We start from the raw sequence: 15,247 nt of genomic DNA, 5'->3' as shown, positions 1-15,247 counted from the left end.
TATGACTGATACCCCTGAAACCGCACAAACCGTGGACACGCTGATTACCAACGTGCGCGTGGCCGATGGCTCGGGCGCCGCGATGTCCGAGGCGCGCTTCGACGTGGCATTGCGCGATGGCCGCATTCACGCGATTGCGCCGACGGGCACGCTGTCGGATTGGCACGCGGCACAACGTATCGACGGGGCCGGTCAGGTGCTGAGCCCCGGCTTTATCGACGTGCACACTCACGACGACACCAATGTCGTGCGCGCCCCGGAAATGACGCCCAAGCTGTCGCAAGGCGTGACGACGGTGGTCGTCGGCAATTGCGGTATCAGCGCGTCGCCGGTGTCGCTCAAGGGCGATCCGCCCGATCCGATGAACCTGCTCGGCGAGGCCGAAGCGTTCCAATACCCGACGTTTGCCGCCTACGTCGAAGCGCTCGAAAAGGCGCAGCCTGCCATCAACGTGGCAGCGCTCATCGGTCATACGGCGCTGCGCAGCAATCATATGGATCGGCTCGATCGTGCGGCCACCGAGGCAGAAATCGACGGCATGCGCGCGCAACTGCGCGAGGCGCTCGATCATGGCGCTCTCGGTCTCTCGACCGGTCTCGCTTACGCCAATGCCAACGCAGCGCCGACGGAAGAAGTGCTCGCGCTCGCCGAACCGCTGGCGCAAGCCGGTGGTCTGTACGCGACGCATCTGCGCACGGAATTCGCGGAAATTTTGGAAGCGCTCGATGAAGCGTTTCGCATCGGACGCCATGCGCGCGTGCCGGTCGTCATCTCGCATCTGAAGTGCGCCGGTGTCGACAACTGGGGCCGCAGCGCAGAGATTCTCGACGCTGTGGACAAGGCACAACGCTACCAGCCGGTCGGCTGCGATTGCTATCCGTACACGGCCAGTTCGAGCACGCTCGATCTGAAACAGGTGACCGACGACTTCGACATTCTCGTGACGTGGTCGCAACCGCATCCGGCGCAAGGCGGCAAGTTGCTGGCGGCGATTGCTGCCGAATGGGGCGTCGATCTGATGGAAGCAGCCAAGCGGCTGCAACCGGCCGGTGCGGTCTATCACTGCATGGAAGAAGACGACGTGCGCCGGATTTTGCGTCACCCCGCCACCGTCGTCGGCTCGGACGGCTTGCCGAACGACCCGCTGCCGCACCCGCGGCTGTGGGGCGCATTCCCGCGCGTGCTCGGCCGTTATAGCCGCGAGCAGCAACTGTTCCCGCTGGCCGAGGCAGTGCGCAAGATGACCGGTCTGTCGGCCGAGCGGTTCGGGCTCACGGAGCGTGGCTTCGTGCGTGAAGGTTACTGGGCCGATCTGGTGTTGTTCGATCCGGAAACCGTGGGCGATGCGGCGACGTTTACCGACCCGATGCAGCCCGCATTCGGTATCGCGGCGGTGTGGGTCAACGGCGTGTTGTCGTGGCAGGACCGCGCCCCGACGTCGGCGGCTCGCTCGGGCCGTTTCGTGCGGCGCGGCACGCCGCAACCGGTTTTGTAAATGCAGTTCAGGCAGTTTTGTCGAAAGGAGCGATGATGAGCATCAAACGATATGGCGTAGAAGGCGGGCAGGGCACGGGCGGCCAACGCATGCCCTTTGCACGAGCTACCGAAGCCGACGGCTTCCTGTTCGTCTCGGGACAGACCCCGATGAAAGACGGCGAAGTGATCGACGGCGGCATCGTTGCGCAGTCGCATCAGGCGATTCAGAACATGATCGCGATCCTCACGGAAGCCGGTTATGGCACCGAGCACGTGATGCGCATCGGCGTGTGGCTCGACGACCCGCGTGACTTTGCCTCGTTCAACAAGGTGTTCAAGGAATACTTCGGCGATCATCCGCCGGCACGCGCCTGCGTGGTGTCGAGCATGGTCATCGACTGCAAGGTCGAAGTGGATTGCGTGGCCTACAAGAAGCCCGCCGCCTGACGAGAAGTCTCAGTACGCGACAAACGGCCGACCGATGTGTCGGCCGTTTGTTTTTCCGCCGCCGAATTCCGCGGGGGGTATAGGCAAGGGCGGACACGTCGGTGACGGTTCCGCAAAGTCTGCGGTTCGGCTTCGATGGCGATGCCGGACTCGCGCCTGCACGATGGCGTCTCTCATTTAACGAGGAGGCGACTTGTGAGGACAGAATCGATTTCGATGGGGACGGTGCCGCGTGTCGCAGTTTTGCAATTGCGCAGCGGCGCAGGCGGCGACGGCGATGAATTGTTCAACATCGAGGGACTGACGTCGCCCGATGACATGCGCTCGTGCGGTCGGGCATCGCGGCGCTCGATCAGCGAGCGCAGTCATTCGGCTTACGTGAATGGTTGGGTCGCCGTCGCGCTCACCGCACTCGGTACGACGGGGGCGGCGGCTGCCGCCTATCTCGCGTTTTACGACAGCGCATTCGATACCGACCCGCCACCGACCGCTGCCGACAAGCACATCCGTTACGCCGTGGGCGGGACGATGGGTGCGTTGTCGCTGGTGTTGGTGGCCTCAGGACTGCGGCACGCCTGCCGATGCGTGACGGCGTGTCGCGGCGAGCCATCGCCGCCGCTCCCATCGGGGCGACACGCCAGCCCGATAACCCGTGATACGGAGGTGGGGTCGAGTGGACACATCTAATCGAATGGTTCGCCCCGGGCCGACTTCAAGGAGCATCGCGAGCCAGATCGAAATCGCGCTGGAAACGATCCGCGAGGGCGATTCGTCGGTGTCTGCGGTGCCTGAGATGGCACTGCCGCAGCCGGGGGAATGGGATGCCGCGCAATGCGACGCCGTGTACCGATGCGGTTACGGCGCGTTTGAGCGTGGCGATTTTATTCACGCGATCGAGTGCTTCGCACCGCTGCTGTCGGCGTGTCCGCTGGAACCCGACTATGCCGTCGCGCTTGGGCTGGCGCTTTGCCGCGCCGATGAAGCCGAGGCGGCGTTGCCGCTGCTCATCGCCGCCGCCATGATGGACGAGACAGCGCCCGGGCCGATGTATCGCGTCGGGGAATGCCTGCTCAGGCTGCATTGCTGGGGGCCAGCCGTGCGCGCATTGAAAGAGACGCTCTTGCGTTGCGACGGACAGCCGAGACATGCACCGGTGGCCAGCACCGCGCAAAAGCATCTTTCGGCGCTCGGGTTCAGATGTTGATCCCGGCCCGGGCGCCGAACAATGCGAATGTTGCGAGCGTGCGTTACTGACGCGCACTGCGCGCGTTGTCCGGCATTGGCTGCGTGAAGTTGGTGCGGAACGGGTTGATGTCGAGCCCGCCGCGCCGCGTGTAACGCGCGTACACCGCCAACTGGGTCGGCTTGCACTGACGCATGATGTCCATGAAGATGCCTTCCACGCATTGCTCGTGAAAGCCGGTGTGCCGGCGATACGAGATCACGTACTTCAACAGGCCTTCCTGATCGATCGGCGGGCCGTTGTAGCGAATCTGCAAGCTGCCCCAGTCGGGCTGTCCGGTCACCGGGCAGTTCGACTTGAGCAGATTCGAGACCAGCGTTTCTTCCACATGCGGCTCGCCCTGCGCCGCTTTGAGCAGGCTGGCATCCGGTGAGTAGATATCGGTCTCGACGTCCAGTCGATCGACGAGCAGGCCGTCGAGTTCGTCCAGTTGAAGTTTGCCGAAGCCGCTCGGCTCGACCAGCTTCACCTGTACCGAGGCGCCCGCCGCTTCCGACAGATCCTGTTGAATCAACGCGCGCGCGGCGTCGGCATTCGCCAGTTTGGTCTGCGCAAACGATCCCAGATAGAGCTTGAACGACTTCGACTCGATGATGTTCGGCGAGTCGGCCGGCACGATGGCCGTGAGCAGCGCGATGTGCGGCTTGCCCTTGTCGCCCAGCCACGAGAGCTCGTAGCCGTTCCAGATGTCGGCGCCGAAGAACGGCAGGGCGTCCGGCACGCCGATGGCGGCGCGCGCCGGAGCGCGGGCAATCGGAAACAGCAGGGACGGGTCGTATTGCTCGGTGTAGCCAACTTCTTTGCCGAGCGGAGATTGGTCAGGCGTTGTCATGGTTTGCTATGCCACTGATGACGTGGCCGGTCGGGGTGACCCGCGCGGCCGACTCGCAATGGCGTGTCTGATCGTCGAAAAAGAAATCGGGCTCGAACTCGCGCAGGAATGCGCCTTTGTCCAGCCCGCCCAGAAACATGGCCTCGTCGATGTTGATCTTCCAGTCCATCAACGTGCGGATGGCGCGTTCGTGCGCGGGCGCCGAGCGTGCCGTCACGAGGGCCGTGCGGATTTTCACCGGCACTTCCTGTCCCGCCAGCACTTGCAAACGGTGCAGCGCGAGCAGCAGCGGCTTGAACGGACCCGGCGGCAGCGGCGTGGCGGCGCGCTCGGTTTCGTGCTGCTGAAACGCATCGAGGCCGTTGCGCTGGAAGATCTGCTCGGCCTCGTCGGAGAAGAGCACCGCGTCGCCATCGAACGCGATGCGGATTTCGTCGGGATGCAGTTCCGCCTCTTTGGCCGAATCGGGGTACACGCGCGCGGCAGGAAAGCCCGCCATCAGTGCGCTGCGCACATCGTTCTCGTTGACCGAGAGGAAGAGATGCGCCCCGAGCGCGTTGAGATAGCCGAACGGTTCGCGTCCGCGCGTAAACACACCGCGCTCGATCTTCAACCCCTCTTGTTTGGCCGAGCGGAAGACGCGCAGACCGCTCACGGGATCGTTGCGCGAGAGCACCACGACTTCCACGCGATGCTCATCGCCCCGGTTGAACGCGAGCAGTTTCTGCACCAGCGGGAAGGCCACGCCGATACGCGCAGGCACGTCGAGCCGGTCGAGCTGGTACTGCATGTACGACTGATCGTCACCGCTCGCCACGCCGGTCTCATAGACGCGGTTCTCCTCCTCGAAGTCGAACAGCGCGCGCGAGGAGATCGCAACGACGAGCTTGTTTTCGAGTGTGATCGGCATGGCGGCGGACGGTTTCCTGTGCGGTTTCGGATGAATAGATGATGCGACGGCTTACCCGAGGAACAGCTTGTACACGGGGTTGTTGCTTTCGTCCCAGTAAGGATAGCCGAGCGTGGCGAGGAAGTCGCTGAACGCCGCCTTGTCCTCATCCGGCACCTGCATGCCCACGAGAATGTTGCTGTAGTCCGCGCCCTGATTCCGGTAGTGGAACAGGCTGATATTCCAGTTCGGGCTCATCGCCGAGAGGAATTTCATCAACGCGCCGGGACGCTCCGGGAATTCGAAGCGGAACAGCACTTCGTGGCTCGCCAGCGCGGAACGCCCACCCACCATGTAACGGATGTGCTGCTTGGAGAGCTCGTCGTTGGACAGATCGAGCGTCGGAAAACCGTGACGCTCGAAACCGGCCTTGATGCGCGCGCCTTCGTCGCGGTTGTGCATCTGGATACCCACGAAGATGTGGGCGCTGGACGCTTCACTAATTCGGTAGTTGAACTCGGTCACATTGCGGCTGCCCACCACTTCGGTAAAGCGCTTGAAGCTGCCGCGCGCCTCCGGAATCGTCACGGCGAACACGGCTTCGCGGGCTTCACCGACTTCGGCGCGCTCGGCCACGAAGCGCAGGCGGTCGAAGTTCATGTTCGCGCCCGAGGTGATCGCCACGAGCGTCTCGCCCTTGAGCTTTTCGCGCTCGGCATACAGCTTGGCACCGGCCACTGACAGCGCGCCCGACGGTTCGAGCACGCTGCGGGTGTCCTGAAACACATCCTTGATGGCGGCGCAGAGCTGGTCGGTGTCGACGCGTACGACTTCGTCGAGATACTTCTGGCACAGACGGAAGGTTTCCGCGCCGACGTACTTCACGGCGGTTCCGTCGGCGAAGAGACCCACATCGTTGAGCAGCACGCGCTCGCCGGCGTGGATCGACTGCGCCATCGCGTCGGAATCGACCGATTGCACGCCGATCACCTTGATGTCCGGGCGCACGGCTTTGACATACGCGGCCACGCCAGCGGCCAGTCCGCCACCGCCAATCGGCACGAAGATGGCATGCAGCGGGCCTTGATGCTGGCGCAGGATTTCCATGCCGATGGTGCCTTGGCCGGCGATCACTTCGGGGTCGTCGAACGGCGGCACGAAGGTCAGGCCGCGCTCTTCCTGCAAGGTCATGGCGTGTGCGTAGGCGTCGCTGTACGAGTCGCCGGCGAGCACGACTTCGACGTTGCGCCCGCCGTGGGTGCGCACGGCATCGATCTTCACTTGCGGCGTGGTCACGGGCATGACGATCACGGCCTTGCAGCCGAGGCGTGCGGCGGAGTACGCCACGCCCTGTGCGTGATTGCCGGCCGAGGCGGTCAGCACACCGCGTTCACGTTCGGCTTCACTGAGGCTCGCCATCTTGTTGTACGCGCCTCGAATCTTGAAGGAGAACACCGATTGGTTGTCTTCGCGCTTCAGGTAAATTCGATTGTGCAGCCGCATGGAAAGCGTGCGTGCCAATTCGAGTTCGCTTTCCTTGGCGACGTCGTAGACTTTTGCGGTGAGGATCTTCTTCAGATATTCGGGAGCTGCGTCGGACATGATTTAAGGCTTCTTCAGGTTAGGCACATCAGGAACAAAAGGACAATGATAGACCAGCACGTCCGCCGGGGCGGTCGCGCAAGGTCTCTCGGGAAAAAACGGGAAAGGGGAGTGCGCGCCCTAGCGAAGGTCGTCTGGGGTGTCGATGTCGCGCACGATTCCGGCGTCGTCGACATCGACGATCGTAATGTGCTCGCTAATCAACAACTCGCGCGCGCCGGCATCGCCATCGAGGGCGACCAGGCGGGAGGTGTAAGCGGAACCGAAGGCGACCGGGTGGCCGCGCTGTCCCTGAAAACTCGGCGCGACAATGGCTTCGGGCGAAGTCAGCCCGTCGGCAATGACGCGAATGGTATGGGGATTGAGGTACGGCATGTCGGCCAGCGCAACCAGCCAGCCGTCGAGATGTTCGAGCCCGGGGGGCGGCGCTTCGTCCACGCAGGACTGAATGCCGGCAGCGAGCGTCGCACCCATGCCGCGCTTGGTGGCGTGGCTCATGACGACTTCACAACCCGCCTGCAACAGCACGTTCTCCAACTCGGCCGAATCCGGTCGCACTACCGCGATCACGCGCGGCAATACCGCCAGCAGCGCGTGGGCGCTGGCGAGGGCAACGGGTCGGTTCAGGGGATCGCCGGGCAGCGGCGCGAGCAGCTTGTTCCGGCGCCCAGCCGCATCGAAGCGGGTACCGAGTCCGCCTGCCAGTAGAATGGCCACGGGCGGCGTCGAAGGTCGGGTCATGGGCATGCATTATGCGCCAGACTTTTTGTTTACGCCAAACGCGTGTACCGTCCCGTAGCTCGCGAGACACCGACCGGCCGGTCGGTTTTTTTGACTTCCCCTTATTTCCGCCGGAGTTGCATGGAGTCGTTCATTCCCTGGCTGCTGGGCGCGCTAGCGCTGCCCGGTGTCGGCCTGCCAGCCGTCTTCCTCATCGCATTTTTGTCGGCGACGCTGCTGCCGATGGGCTCGGAGCCCGCGCTGTTCGGCTACGTGGCCCTCAATCCGCATATGTTCTGGCCCGCGATCGTGGTCGCGAGCGTCGGCAATACCGCCGGGGGCATGGTCGATTGGTGGATGGGGTTCGCCGCGCGGCGCGGCTATGTACGGCTGAAAGCGCGCAAGCGAGCGCATGCGCGGGCGGCGGCGCTTGCTGGGAGTGCAGCGGTGGTGACGGCGGTTGGGGACGCGGGGGAAGGTAGTGGTGGTGGCAAGCGTGCCGAGACCAAAGCGCCGATGAACGATCGGTATCGGCGCTGGATGCGCCGTTTCGGTCCGCCGTTGCTGCTGGTCTCGTGGCTGCCGGTAATCGGTGACCCGCTCTGTACGCTCGCGGGCTGGCTACGCCTGCCGTGGCGCACGTGTCTCGTGTACATCGCCATCGGCAAGACGCTGCGCTACCTCTTCATTACCTACCTGATGCTCAAGGTGCCCGAGTCGTTCTGGCAAGGCATCTTCGCGCCGTTCAAACATTTGCTGATCGGTTGAAGACGGGAGGGAGCCGGCGCTTCAATGCGCCAGCCCCCGCCGAGACGCGCTCGTTATGCCGTCGTCAGATCGAACGGCAACGCGCGCAGACGCTTGCCGGTCAGCGCGAAGACAGCATTGGCATACGCCGGGGCAAGCGGCGGCAACCCCGGTTCGCCCATGCCCGTCGGCGCATCGCCAGAACTCACGATATGCACGCTGATTGCCGGCATGTCGGTCAGGCGCGCCACCGTGTACTGGTGGAAATTGCTCTGCTCGACTTCACCGTCTTTCAACGTGATCGCGGCACCCGTCAACGTCGTGCCCAAGCCCATGAGGGCTGCGCCTTCCACCTGCGCCGCGACCGTCAGCGGGTTGACCGCGAAGTTGCAATGCACCGCCGCCGTCGCGCTCACCAGACGCGGCGACCCGTTCTTCACCTCGGCCACCACGACATACGCGACGACCGAATCGAACGACTCGTGCACGGCCACGCCCCACGCCTGACCCGCGGGCAGCTTCGTCTTGCCGTAGCCCGAACGCTCCACAGCCAACGCCAGTGCGGCGCGGTGACGCGGATGCTTGTCGCCAATCAACGCGTAGCGATAGTCGACCGGGTCTTGCCCCGCGTTCTTCGCCAATTCGTCGATCAACGTCTCCATCACGAACGCCGTGTGCGTGTTGCCGACCGAGCGCCACCACAGCACCGGCACGTTGGCCTTCGGGCTATGCAGGGACAGACGCAGCGGCACCGCGTACGGCGTGGCCGCGACACCCTCGACACTCGTGCTGTCGACGCCGTTCTTCACCATCATCTTTTCGAACGGCGTGCCTTGCAGAATCGACTGCCCAACGATGGTGTGATTCCACGCCAGCACGTTGCCCTTCGCATCCAGACCGATTTCCGCGCGGTGCACGTACATCGGGCGGTAGTAGCCGCCATGGATATCGTCTTCGCGGCTCCAGATCACCTTGACCGGCTCGCGGTGACCGGCGGTTCGCCACGCCTTGGCGACCTGCGCCGCTTCGACGCCGTAGTCGGAGGTCGGCACGGCGCGCCGGCCGAAACCGCCGCCCGCCATCAAGGTGTGCAGCTTGACCTGCTCGGGCTTGAGGCCGAGCGTGGCCGCGATGGCCGCCTGATCGACGGTCTGGAATTGCGTGCCGGTCCAGACTTCGGCGCCCTTGTCGCTGAGCTGCACGGTGCAGTTCAGCGGCTCCATCGGGGCATGGGCGAGATACGGGAAGCTGTATTCGGCGACGAGTGTCTTCGGTGCGCCCTTGAGCTTCGAGACGTCGGTGTCGATCGCCACCACGCCCGGGGTCTTCGCCAGTTCCTTGTACTTGGCCAGCTGTGCGGTCGTGTCGACATGCTCGACGCCGCTGGTATCCCACGTCGCGTTCAGGGCGTCGCGGCCGGTCTTGGCCTGCCAGTAGCCGTCGGCGATGACTGCCACTGCGGTGCCGCCCCGATCGTCGGGAATCTCCAGCACGTCGCGCACGCCATTGACGGCGCGTGCCGCCTTGGCATCGAACGTCTTCACCTTCGCGCCGAAAACCGGCGGGCGTGCCACGAGGGCGACCTTGAGGTTCGGCAACTTGAAATCCATGCCGTACATCGGCGTGCCGGTTGATTTGGCGCGCGCATCGAGCCGCCCGGTCGGTTTGCCGAGCAAGCGGAAGGCCGACGGATCCTTGAGCTTGACGTCGGCCGGCACCGGCAAGGCCTGCGCCTTGGCGGCCAGACTGCCGAAGGTGGCGCGCTGGCCGTTGGGGCCGAGGACGACGCCGTTTTCGGTGCGCAATTGCGCAGCCGGTACTTTCCACTGCTGCGCGGCGGCGGCAATCAGCATGGCGCGCGCCGACGCACCAATGCGCCGGTATTGCAGCCACGAGTGTGCGACCGAGCCGGAGCCGCCCGTCATCTGGATGCCGAACAACGGGTCTTTATAGACGTCAGCCGCCGGGGCCAGCTCGCTGCGCACCTTCGACCAGTCGCAATCGAGCTCTTCGGCGACGAGCATGGGCAAGGCGGTTTGCACGCCCTGACCGAAGTCGAGGCGGTTGACCTGAATGGTGACGGTGTCGTCCGGCGCGATGCGCACGAACGCGGACGGCACGACGGGCGTGGCGGCCGGGCCTTCGGCATGGGCCACCCGGACCGCGCCGGGCCACGACATTTCAAGCATCAGGCCGCCCGCCGCAACGGCGGAGGTCTTCAGAAACGCACGGCGGGACACACCGGTGTAGTCGCCTACCGTGGCACCGGGGCGTAAGTCAAAACGAAGCCCGTGGAAACGAAGTTCGCGCATGGTGATGTCTCCTCGCGTCAGGCCAGCGACGCCGCAGCGTCCTTGATGGCGGCGCGAATGCGCGCATACGTGCCGCAGCGGCAGATGTTGCCGGCCATGGCGGCGTCGATCTGGTCGTCGTTGGGCTGCTTGTTCTCGCGCAGGAGTGCCGCGGCGGACATGATCTGGCCGCTCTGGCAGTAGCCGCACTGGGGCACGTCGTGCTTGACCCATGCGTCTTGCACGGCTTTGCCGACGGGATCGGTGCCGACGGCTTCGATGGTCGTGACCTTTTTACCGGCCACGGCGGAGATGGGCGTGATGCAGCTGCGAATCGGGGCGCCGTCGAGATGCACGGTGCAGGCGCCGCATAGCGCCATGCCGCATCCGAACTTGGTGCCGGTCATCGAGAGCGCATCGCGCAGGGTCCATAACAGGGGAGTGGCAGGGTCGACATCGACCTGCACGGGACGGCCGTTCAGTTGAAACGAGACCATGAGACACCTCTTGGCGGGTGAATGATTGGGGGATCGCGCCAACATACTCCTGTTCGGAGAAATTTTCAGCCCACGAATGCTGGTAAGTCGTTGTATTCAAAAGGATATAGCGGTCCGTTTTAGCGGATTTCGTGTTTTCGGCGTCCCGCAGGCCCTTAGCCGCGAATTGGTTGGGGAGCCGACGTGTTGCGGTGCAATGAAGTACAATTCGGCCTACATTCCCCTACCAACACTTTCCAAAGCCGGAAGAAAGATCTGGGCATGCGCATCAACTGCCTCACCCCTCAGTGCTACTGCTCGATGACCGGACACGATTCGTCATCGGCGTCTATGCACGGCAGTCGGCGATCTCGCTGATCGTCCTTGCCGGCCCCGCACACACCTGTCGCCAGCGGCCGGCAATTTCTAGCGCATACCCAATTTGACTTTCGGCGCGTCCCGCGAGACGAACGCCGACGGCGGATGCACCGCCGCATTGACGAGCCCGACAAGATGAACGCACCCTTGCCTGCCTTCGAGCCGCACGACGCAAAGCATGCCGTAGCCGCACAGCCCCCTCGACTGCGCGAAATCCCCTACAACTACACTTCGTTCTCGGATCGCGAGATCGTCATTCGCCTGCTGGGCGCCGACGCGTGGAATATCCTCGACGAACTCCGCGCGGAGCGCCGTACCGGCCGCTCGGCCCGGATGCTCTATGAAGTGCTCGGCGATATCTGGGTGGTACGACGCAACCCGTACCTTCAGGACGATCTGCTCGACAACCCGAAGCGCCGCAAGCTGCTGATCGACGCGCTCAACCACCGTCTGAACGAAATCGACAAGCGTCGCCGCGCCGACGTGGCCGAACACGCCGACGCCACGGGGCGCGAACGTGCCGCGCGCGTTGAGCAACTGGAAGTGGCCGCGCGCCGCGCCGTTGCCGATTTCGCCGGTGAGTTCGAGAAGATGGCGGAACTGCGCCGCCGCGCGAAGAAGGTGCTGGGCCGCACGACGGCACACGACAACATCAAGTTCGATGGCCTGTCGCGTGTGTCGCACGTGACGGACGCCACCGACTGGCGCGTGGAATATCCGTTCGTGGTGCTTACGCCCGATACGGAAGCCGAAATGGCCTCGCTCGTGAAGGGCTGCTTCGAGCTTGGTCTGACGGTGATTCCGCGCGGGGGTGGCACGGGCTACACGGGCGGGGCGATTCCGCTCACGCCGTTCTCGGCCGTCATCAATACCGAAAAGCTGGAACAACTCGACGAAGTCGAATACTCGGCACTGCCGGGTGTCGACAAGCCGGTGCCGACGATTTTCTCGGGCGCCGGTGTGGTCACGCGCCGTGTGGCGGACGCCGCCGAGCGCGCCGGGCTGGTCTTCGCCGTCGATCCGACGTCGATCGACGCATCGTGCATCGGCGGCAACGTCGCCATGAACGCCGGCGGCAAGAAGGCCGTGCTGTGGGGCACCGCGCTCGATAACCTCGCGTGGTGGCGCATGGTCGACCCGCAGGGCAACTGGCTCGAAGTCACGCGCCTCGACCACAACCTCGGCAAGATTCACGATATTCCGGTCGCGCGCTTCGAACTGAAATGGTTCGACGGCAATCACGCGCCGGGCGCGGTGCTGCTCAAGACCGAATCGCTGGATATCGAAGGCAAGCGCTTCCGCAAGGAAGGTCTCGGCAAGGACGTGACGGACAAGTTCCTCGCCGGCCTGCCGGGTATTCAGAAGGAAGGCTGCGACGGCCTGATCACGAGCGCGCGCTGGATTCTCCACAAGATGCCTGCGCACACGCGCACGGTGTGTCTGGAGTTCTTCGGTCAGGCGAAGGAAGCGATTCCGAGCATCGTCGAAATCAAGGACTACATGTTTGCGCAGACGGCTGCGGGCGGCGCGATTCTCGCCGGTCTGGAGCATCTGGACGAACGCTATCTGCGCGCCGTGGGCTATGCCACGAAGTCGAAGCGCAACGCTTTCCCGAAGATGGTGCTGATCGGCGATATCGTCGGCGACGACGACACCGCCGTGGCGCAGGCCACCTCGGAAGTGATTCGCATGGCCAACGGCAAGAGCGGCGAAGGTTTTGTCGCCGTGTCGGCCGAAGCCCGCAAGAAGTTCTGGCTCGACCGTTCGCGCACCGCTGCCATCGCGCGCCACACCAACGCCTTCAAGATCAATGAAGACGTGGTGATTCCGCTGCCGCGCATGGGCGAGTACACGGACCACATCGAGCGCATCAACATCGAGTTGTCGCTCAAGAACAAGCTGCAACTGATCGACGCCCTCGAGAAGTTCTTCGAAGCCGGCAACCTGCCGCTGGGCAAGACCGACGACGCGAACGAGATTCCGTCGGCCGAACTGCTCGAAGACCGCGTGCAGACCGCCCTTACGCTGCTGCGCGACGTGCGCGCCCGCTGGGTGTTCCTGCGCGACAACTTCGAGCTGTCGCTGAACGACGCCATTCCGCTGCTCAACCGCCACGGCATTCGCGACATGAATGTGGCGCTGAACGACCGGCTGAACAAGCATCCGGAAACGCGCCTGATCGACTTACTGCAAGACCGCACGGTGCGCGTGTCGTGGAAGCAGGAAGTGCGCGCCGAACTGCGCCAGATTTTCACGGGCGGCGAGTTCAAGCAGATCCTCGACGAAGCGCAGGCGATCCACAAGCGCGTGCTGCACGGGCGTGTGTTCGTCGCGCTGCACATGCACGCGGGCGACGGCAATGTGCACACGAACATCCCGGTCAACTCGGATAACTACGAGATGCTTCAGGATGCGCACAAGGCTGTAGCGCGCATCATGCAAATTGCCCGTTCGCTCGATGGCGTGATCTCGGGCGAGCACGGCATCGGCATCACGAAGCTCGAATTCCTGACGGAAGAAGAGATCGGCGAATTCCGCGCTTACAAGTTGCGCGTCGATCCGGAAGGGCGCTTCAACAAGGGCAAGCTGCTCGACATGCCCGACCTGCCGGCCGATTTGCGCAATGCCTATACGCCCAGCTTCGGGCTGATGGGCTTTGAATCGCTGATCATGCAGCAGTCGGACATCGGCGCGATTGCCGACAGCGTGAAGGACTGCCTGCGCTGCGGCAAGTGCAAGCCGGTGTGCGCGACGCACGTGCCGCGCGCGAACCTGCTGTACAGCCCGCGCAACAAGATTCTCGCCACGTCGCTGCTGATCGAAGCCTTCCTGTATGAAGAGCAGACCCGCCGTGGTGTGTCGATCAAGCACTGGGACGAGTTCAACGATGTGGCCGATCACTGCACGGTCTGCCACAAGTGCGCGACGCCGTGCCCGGTGAAGATCGACTTCGGCGACGTGACGATGAACATGCGCAACTTGTTGCGCAAGATGGGCAAGAAGAAATTCAACCCGGGCGCGGCAGCAGGCATGTTCTTCCTGAACGCGACGAACCCGGAGACGATCAATATCACCCGTAAGGTGATGATCGACTGGGGTTACAAGGCGCAACGCTTCGGTGCGGACATCTTCAAGAAACTCGCGAAGAAGCAGATGGCACATCCGCCGGCCACGGTCGGCAAGCCGCCGCTGCGCGAAGAGGTGATCCACTTCGTGAACAAGAAGATGCCGGGCAACCTGCCGAAGAAGACGGCGCGCGCGTTGCTCGATATCGAAGACAACAAGGTGGTGCCGATCATCCGCGACCCGAAGGGGACGTCGGTCGATTCGGAAGCGGTGTTCTACTTCCCGGGCTGTGGCTCGGAGCGCCTGTTCTCGCAAGTCGGGCTCGCCACGCAGGCCATGCTCTGGCACGTGGGCGTGCAAACGGTGCTGCCGCCGGGGTATCTGTGCTGCGGCTACCCGCAGCGTGGCTCGGGACAGGGCGAGAAGGCCGAGAAGATCGTGACGGATAACCGCGTGCTGTTCCACCGGGTAGCCAACACGCTGAACTATCTCGATATCAAGACCGTGGTGGTGTCGTGCGGCACTTGCTACGATCAGCTCGCCGGCTATGAATTCGAGAAGATTTTCCCGGGCTGCCGCATCGTCGACATCCACGAATATCTGCTCGAGAAGGGCGTGAAGCTGGAGGGCGTGAACGGTACGCGCTACATGTATCACGACCCGTGCCACACGCCGATCAAGACGATGGACCCGGTCAAGCTCGTGAACCAGTTGATGGGCAGCGAGCACGACGGGTACAAGATCGAGAAGAACGATCGTTGCTGCGGCGAATCGGGTACGCTGGCGGTCACGCGCCCGGATATCTCGACGCAGATCCGCTTCCGCAAGGAAGAAGAGATGCGCAAGGGCGCGGCCAAGCTGCGCGCCGATGGCAAGGTGGAAGAGGTGAAGATCCTCACCAGCTGCCCGTCGTGCCTGCAAGGCCTGTCGCGCTACAACGAGGATGCCGACATCACTGCCGACTACATCGTCGTGGAAATCGCCAAGCACGTGCTCGGCGACCAGTGGATGGCGGACTACGTGAAGGATGCGAACAACGGCGGTATCGAGCGCGTTCTCGTCTGATGGCATTTTCGTGGA

General features: G+C 63.7%; 12 protein-coding genes. 6 read left to right on the top strand and 6 right to left on the bottom strand.

Annotated elements, in window-relative coordinates; all coding sequences use genetic code 11:
• The first annotated feature begins 1 nt into the window (after position 1).
• From CDV44_RS18215 to CDV44_RS18200, 4 genes are all read left to right on the top strand, one after another.
• The gene (locus CDV44_RS18215) at positions 2-1,495 is read left to right on the top strand and encodes an amidohydrolase family protein (RefSeq protein WP_087689379.1); all 1,494 of its coding nucleotides are present in this window, start codon (positions 2-4) and stop codon (positions 1,493-1,495) included.
• 41 nt (positions 1,496-1,536) lie between these two features.
• Positions 1,537-1,923, top strand: a complete 387-nt coding sequence (locus CDV44_RS18210; protein WP_044457733.1) for a RidA family protein — start codon at positions 1,537-1,539, stop codon at positions 1,921-1,923.
• A 195-nt stretch (positions 1,924-2,118) separates the two neighbouring features.
• Positions 2,119-2,610, top strand: a complete 492-nt coding sequence (locus tag CDV44_RS18205; RefSeq protein ID WP_141118761.1) for a hypothetical protein — start codon at positions 2,119-2,121, stop codon at positions 2,608-2,610.
• A gap of 4 nt (positions 2,611-2,614) precedes the next feature.
• Positions 2,615-3,127 carry a hypothetical protein gene (locus tag CDV44_RS18200; RefSeq protein WP_087689373.1) on the top strand — a complete coding sequence of 171 codons (513 nt, stop codon included), beginning with the start codon at positions 2,615-2,617 and terminating at the stop codon, positions 3,125-3,127.
• A 43-nt stretch (positions 3,128-3,170) separates the two neighbouring features.
• Here CDV44_RS18200 and queF read toward each other — a convergent pair whose 3' ends face one another.
• The 4 genes from queF to CDV44_RS18180 form a co-directional block, all read right to left on the bottom strand.
• Positions 3,171-3,998 carry an NADPH-dependent 7-cyano-7-deazaguanine reductase QueF gene (queF, locus tag CDV44_RS18195; protein ID WP_087689370.1) on the bottom strand — a complete coding sequence of 276 codons (828 nt, stop codon included), beginning with the start codon at positions 3,996-3,998 and terminating at the stop codon, positions 3,171-3,173.
• Complete coding sequence (locus CDV44_RS18190; RefSeq protein ID WP_058377403.1) at positions 3,985-4,908, bottom strand: 5'-nucleotidase; 924 nt, start codon at positions 4,906-4,908, stop codon at positions 3,985-3,987. Before CDV44_RS18190 ends, queF begins: the two co-directional genes overlap by 14 nt.
• A gap of 51 nt (positions 4,909-4,959) precedes the next feature.
• On the bottom strand, positions 4,960-6,489 hold the full coding sequence (gene ilvA / locus CDV44_RS18185) for a threonine ammonia-lyase, biosynthetic (RefSeq protein WP_087689367.1): 1,530 nt from the start codon (positions 6,487-6,489) through the stop codon (positions 4,960-4,962).
• A 120-nt stretch (positions 6,490-6,609) separates the two neighbouring features.
• Positions 6,610-7,230 carry an NTP transferase domain-containing protein gene (locus CDV44_RS18180; RefSeq protein ID WP_087689365.1) on the bottom strand — a complete coding sequence of 207 codons (621 nt, stop codon included), beginning with the start codon at positions 7,228-7,230 and terminating at the stop codon, positions 6,610-6,612.
• 120 nt (positions 7,231-7,350) lie between these two features.
• On the opposite strand from CDV44_RS18180, the gene CDV44_RS18175 reads away from it, so the two are divergent.
• Complete coding sequence (locus tag CDV44_RS18175) at positions 7,351-7,977, top strand: YqaA family protein (RefSeq protein WP_087689363.1); 627 nt, start codon at positions 7,351-7,353, stop codon at positions 7,975-7,977.
• 53 nt (positions 7,978-8,030) lie between these two features.
• Here the strand turns inward: CDV44_RS18175 and CDV44_RS18170 are convergent, their stop codons facing one another.
• Both CDV44_RS18170 and CDV44_RS18165 read right to left on the bottom strand, forming a co-directional pair.
• Positions 8,031-10,145 (bottom strand): xanthine dehydrogenase family protein molybdopterin-binding subunit, encoded by a 2,115-nt coding sequence (locus tag CDV44_RS18170; RefSeq protein WP_249277659.1) that lies wholly within the window; start codon positions 10,143-10,145, stop codon positions 8,031-8,033.
• A 140-nt stretch (positions 10,146-10,285) separates the two neighbouring features.
• Positions 10,286-10,744, bottom strand: a complete 459-nt coding sequence (locus CDV44_RS18165) for a (2Fe-2S)-binding protein (RefSeq protein ID WP_058377407.1) — start codon at positions 10,742-10,744, stop codon at positions 10,286-10,288.
• A 492-nt stretch (positions 10,745-11,236) separates the two neighbouring features.
• Between CDV44_RS18165 and CDV44_RS18160 the strand changes: the two genes are divergently transcribed.
• Positions 11,237-15,232 (top strand): FAD/FMN-binding oxidoreductase, encoded by a 3,996-nt coding sequence (locus CDV44_RS18160; RefSeq protein WP_087690703.1) that lies wholly within the window; start codon positions 11,237-11,239, stop codon positions 15,230-15,232.
• Positions 15,233-15,247: the final 15 nt, after the last annotated feature.

Origin of the sequence: Pandoraea sp. PE-S2R-1 (genome assembly GCF_002179865.1) — a bacterium.
Classification (GTDB): domain Bacteria; phylum Pseudomonadota; class Gammaproteobacteria; order Burkholderiales; family Burkholderiaceae; genus Pandoraea.
Note: the sequence above shows the minus strand (reverse complement) of the source record. Positions and strands in the feature narration are given on the sequence as shown.

Excerpts from the sequence above, each read along its gene's own strand:
- CDV44_RS18215 (WP_087689379.1), top strand. The coding sequence starts at position 2 with ATGACTGATACCCCTGAAACCGCACAAACCGTGGACACGCTGATTACC.
- CDV44_RS18200 (WP_087689373.1), top strand. The coding sequence starts at position 2,615 with ATGGTTCGCCCCGGGCCGACTTCAAGGAGCATCGCGAGCCAGATCGAA.
- queF (WP_087689370.1), bottom strand. The coding sequence starts at position 3,998 with ATGACAACGCCTGACCAATCTCCGCTCGGCAAAGAAGTTGGCTACACC.
- CDV44_RS18190 (WP_058377403.1), bottom strand. The coding sequence starts at position 4,908 with ATGCCGATCACACTCGAAAACAAGCTCGTCGTTGCGATCTCCTCGCGC.
- ilvA (WP_087689367.1), bottom strand. The coding sequence starts at position 6,489 with ATGTCCGACGCAGCTCCCGAATATCTGAAGAAGATCCTCACCGCAAAA.
- CDV44_RS18180 (WP_087689365.1), bottom strand. The coding sequence starts at position 7,230 with ATGACCCGACCTTCGACGCCGCCCGTGGCCATTCTACTGGCAGGCGGA.
- CDV44_RS18175 (WP_087689363.1), top strand. The coding sequence starts at position 7,351 with ATGGAGTCGTTCATTCCCTGGCTGCTGGGCGCGCTAGCGCTGCCCGGT.
- CDV44_RS18170 (WP_249277659.1), bottom strand. The coding sequence starts at position 10,145 with ATGCTTGAAATGTCGTGGCCCGGCGCGGTCCGGGTGGCCCATGCCGAA.
- CDV44_RS18165 (WP_058377407.1), bottom strand. The coding sequence starts at position 10,744 with ATGGTCTCGTTTCAACTGAACGGCCGTCCCGTGCAGGTCGATGTCGAC.
- CDV44_RS18160 (WP_087690703.1), top strand. The coding sequence starts at position 11,237 with ATGAACGCACCCTTGCCTGCCTTCGAGCCGCACGACGCAAAGCATGCC.